Source organism: Microbispora sp. ZYX-F-249 (assembly GCF_039649665.1).
In the GTDB taxonomy this organism is placed as follows: Bacteria; Actinomycetota; Actinomycetes; order Streptosporangiales; family Streptosporangiaceae; genus Microbispora; species Microbispora maris.
Map to the genome: position 1 here is coordinate 1 of NZ_JBDJAW010000107.1, position 3,313 is coordinate 3,313.

Annotated in this window: 1 protein-coding gene and 2 pseudogenes; all 3 read right to left on the reverse strand. The window is 71.3% G+C overall.

Annotated elements, in window-relative coordinates; all coding sequences use genetic code 11:
- Positions 1-585 (reverse strand): annotated as a pseudogene (locus AAH991_RS39860) (cyclic nucleotide-binding domain-containing protein); the annotation flags it as partial.
- Complete coding sequence (locus AAH991_RS39865) at positions 582-2,915, reverse strand: terpene synthase family protein (protein ID WP_346231149.1); 2,334 nt, start codon at positions 2,913-2,915, stop codon at positions 582-584. The pseudogene AAH991_RS39860 and the gene AAH991_RS39865, both read right to left, overlap by 4 nt.
- Positions 2,915-3,313 (reverse strand): annotated as a pseudogene (locus AAH991_RS39870) (Crp/Fnr family transcriptional regulator); the annotation flags it as partial. The gene AAH991_RS39865 and the pseudogene AAH991_RS39870, both read right to left, overlap by 1 nt.

Genomic DNA, 3,313 nt, shown 5'->3' on the forward strand with positions numbered 1-3,313 from the left:
CTCCGCGGGGGGACGGCTGAGATGCTCGCGCAGGCCGCCGGACAACGCGGTCAGGTTGTCCAGCGCCGACCGCTCGAGGACGAGAACGACGCAGGAGGTGAGGGCCCTGGCGGGCGGGGCCCCCGGACCGGTGAGGTCGCCCAGGTGGTCTCCGTCGGCCAGGACCTGGAGCAGGGCCTCGCCGCCGTACGCACCGGCGCCGACGCGGGTGACCTTGCCATGGGCGACGAGCACCACCTGTCCCGGCGGCACCGGGTCGTCCGGGCGCAGTTCGTGCTGGACGAACCGGTCGGCCAGCGCCCCGAGGGTGTCCGGGTCGCCGAACCCGTGCAGGGACGGCAGCTCGCACAGCTCGGCCGGGATGACCCGCACCCGGGCCCCGGTGGAGACGAAGCTCACCCGCCCGTCCCCCACCGTGCAGGTGAGCCGGCGGTTGACCCGGTAGACCCCGCCCTGGACCTCCGTCCACGGCAGCACCCGCAGCAGGTGCCGCGGAGTGATCTCCCGCATCTGCGGCGGGGTCTTGGCGGTGGTCGCCAGGTTCCGCGCGGCGGCCGTGCTCAGGGTCAGACGTGACGCGGTCATGGCGCCCCCACCGGGAACGACTCAGCCTGCGCCGCGAGGACGGACGGCGCGAGGACGGACGGTGCGAGGACGGACGGTGCGAGGGCGGTCGGCGCGAGGGCGGGCGGCGCGGGATCGAACGGGGTGAGGGCGGGCGCCGTCCCGGACGACGCCGTGAGCGCCGGCGCCCCGTGCGCGGGCGGCGCCAGGGAGAGGATGCGCGCGGTGGCCGTGCCGAGGCCCGTCGGGCCCTGGGACCACCGTGCCGCCGGACCCCGGCGCAGTTCCTCCTCGAAGTAGCGCCGGGACCGCTCGTGCCAGCGCAGGATCGCCGCCATCCAATTGCGCAGGTCGGACACGTATCCCTCGACCGACCTCCGCACGTCCTCCCCCGCCTCGATGCGGTCGAGCAGGGCGGGCAGGTCGACGGTGGTGATGTGCTCGAACTGCCTCATCCGGCTGGTCATGAGCGCGTCCACCACGGTCACCGCCTCGTCGGGCGCGCAGCCGAGGAAGGTGCCCAGCACCAGGACGGCGTTGTGCAGCTCCCCCTCGAACTGGATCTCCTTCTGGTAGGAGAACAGGTCGTTCAGCAGACACGCGTAGTCCTGCGCGGCATCGGTCATGCCGAGGAACTCGCGGGTGCGGTGGATCTCCATGGGGATGACCCGGCCCGGCGCCAGCCTGGCCAGGCTCATCGTCATCTGCGAGCCGAACGTCCTGCGCCGCATCTCGATGTAGTCGATCGGCTCGGGCACGCGGTGCCGGGCCTGGTTGGCCAGCTCCCACACCCAGCTGTCGATCATCTCTTCGACGGCGACGCGGAAGGCCCGGCGGGAGCCCTCGGGCAACGGCCCGGCGGTGCGCGGCCACAGGTCGGCCAGCCCGCGTTCCAGTCCGGTCATCGGGGTCAGCCGCGGGACGAGGTCCAGCGGCATGAACTCCTTGAGCCGCCGGTTGCCGAGCTTCGCGCCGACCAGGTCGCGCGCCGGCCCGTAGACCCGGGGATAGTAGTCGTCTCCGTACGTCCCCCAGGCCAGCCAGTTGGTGGCCAGGATCAGTTCGCCGGCCGTGGCGTCCGGGTTGATGCCGGACGCGCACAGGGCGAGGTCGAAGCCGACGAGTTGCGGTTCGCTCCAGACGGCGGTCGCCGGGATGCCGGGGACCCCGTCGAAGAAGCCCATGGCGGCACACCATTCGACGTCCGCCGCTCGCGCCGCGTCCAGGTGCGGGTTGTCGCGCACCTCGAACGGCATGTACGGCTTGGGCAGCCGCACCGAGACCTGCTGGTACGGCGTGTGCGTGTGGTTGCGCAGGCCGCCCGCGCCCGTGAGGTGGGCGCGGGAGACGTTCATGCCGAGCGGCCCGGGGAGGCTCCCGGACTTGGTGTAGCGGCTCGAGGCGGTGTGCCAGGCGTGTCCTCCCGCCTGCCAGTCCTGCAGTCCTTTCACGTAGCTCAGGACCAGCGCCTGCTCGGGGGGCAGGACCCCTTCGTCGGCGAAAAGGGCCGGGAGCTCGGTCAGCGCGGTGTGCTCGAACTGGTGCAGCCGGGAGGTGAGCAGGTCGTTGGTGATCTCCACGGCCCGCGCCGTGTCGCAGCCGAAGAAGCGCTCGCAGACCAGCACGCAGTTGGACAGCTCGCCCTCCTTCAGCACCTCCCGCTCGTAGGAGAACAGGTCGTTGCGCAGGTGCACGGCGTCGGCGAACGACTCCGTCAGCACCCGGATCGGCCGGGAGCCCGCCAGCCGGGCCGGCAGCTCCGCCCCGGCCGCGTGCTCCACCAGCGCGGCCGACCACGGGGCGCCGCCGACCTTTCTGCGCTCCTCGATGTACTCGATCGGATTGGAGACGGCCTCCCGCTCGATGTGGAACAGCTCCCACATCGACTCCTGCAGGAGGTCACGGGTGACCCGGACGAACCGGCGCCGCCACGCCTCCGACATGACGGGCACGGTCCTCGGCCACAGGTCGGCCAGGCCCCGCTCGACGGGACCCGCCGGCTCGGGCGGGTCGTCCGACATGAACGCGTCGAGCCGGTCCAGGTAGTCCTGGGCGCCGTCCAGGTCCCTGCTGCGTTTGAACGTCTCCAGGAAGTGGTCGTCGAAGTAGAAGACCCACACGTACCAGTCCGTGACCAGGTCCAGTTCGGGGGCGGAGCAGTCGGGATGGGTGTAGGCGCACATCAGGCCGTAGTCCATCGCCTCGAGCGACTCCTCGGTCCAGATGTCCGGGTCGTCGAGCATGCCCATGTCCGCCGCCCACCGCCGGGTGTGCGCCCGGGCGGTCTCCACGTGCGGGTTCAGCCGGGGCGGATAGGGGAGATAGAAGTCCGGCAGCCGGTAGGAGGACATCAGAGGACCTCGACACTCTCCAGGATGGCGAGGGCGTCGGGGACCAGGACGGCCGCCGAGTAGTAGGTGGTCACCAGGTAGGAGATGATCGCCTTGTCGTCGATGCCCATGAAGCGCACCGACAGGCCGGGCTCGTACTCGTCCACCAGCCCGGTGCGGCGCAGGCCGACCACACCCTGGTCCTTCTCCCCCAGGCGCATGACCATGATCGAGCTGATGCCCTTGTCGTTGACCGGGATCTTGTTGCACGGCAGCATCGGCACCCCGCGCCAGGCCGGCGCCTTCTGGCCGTTGACGTCCACCGTCTGCGGGTAGATGCCCCTGCTGTTGCACTGGCGGGCGAAGGCCGCGATCGCCTTGGGGTGGGCGAACATGACGCTCGGGTTCTTCCACACCAT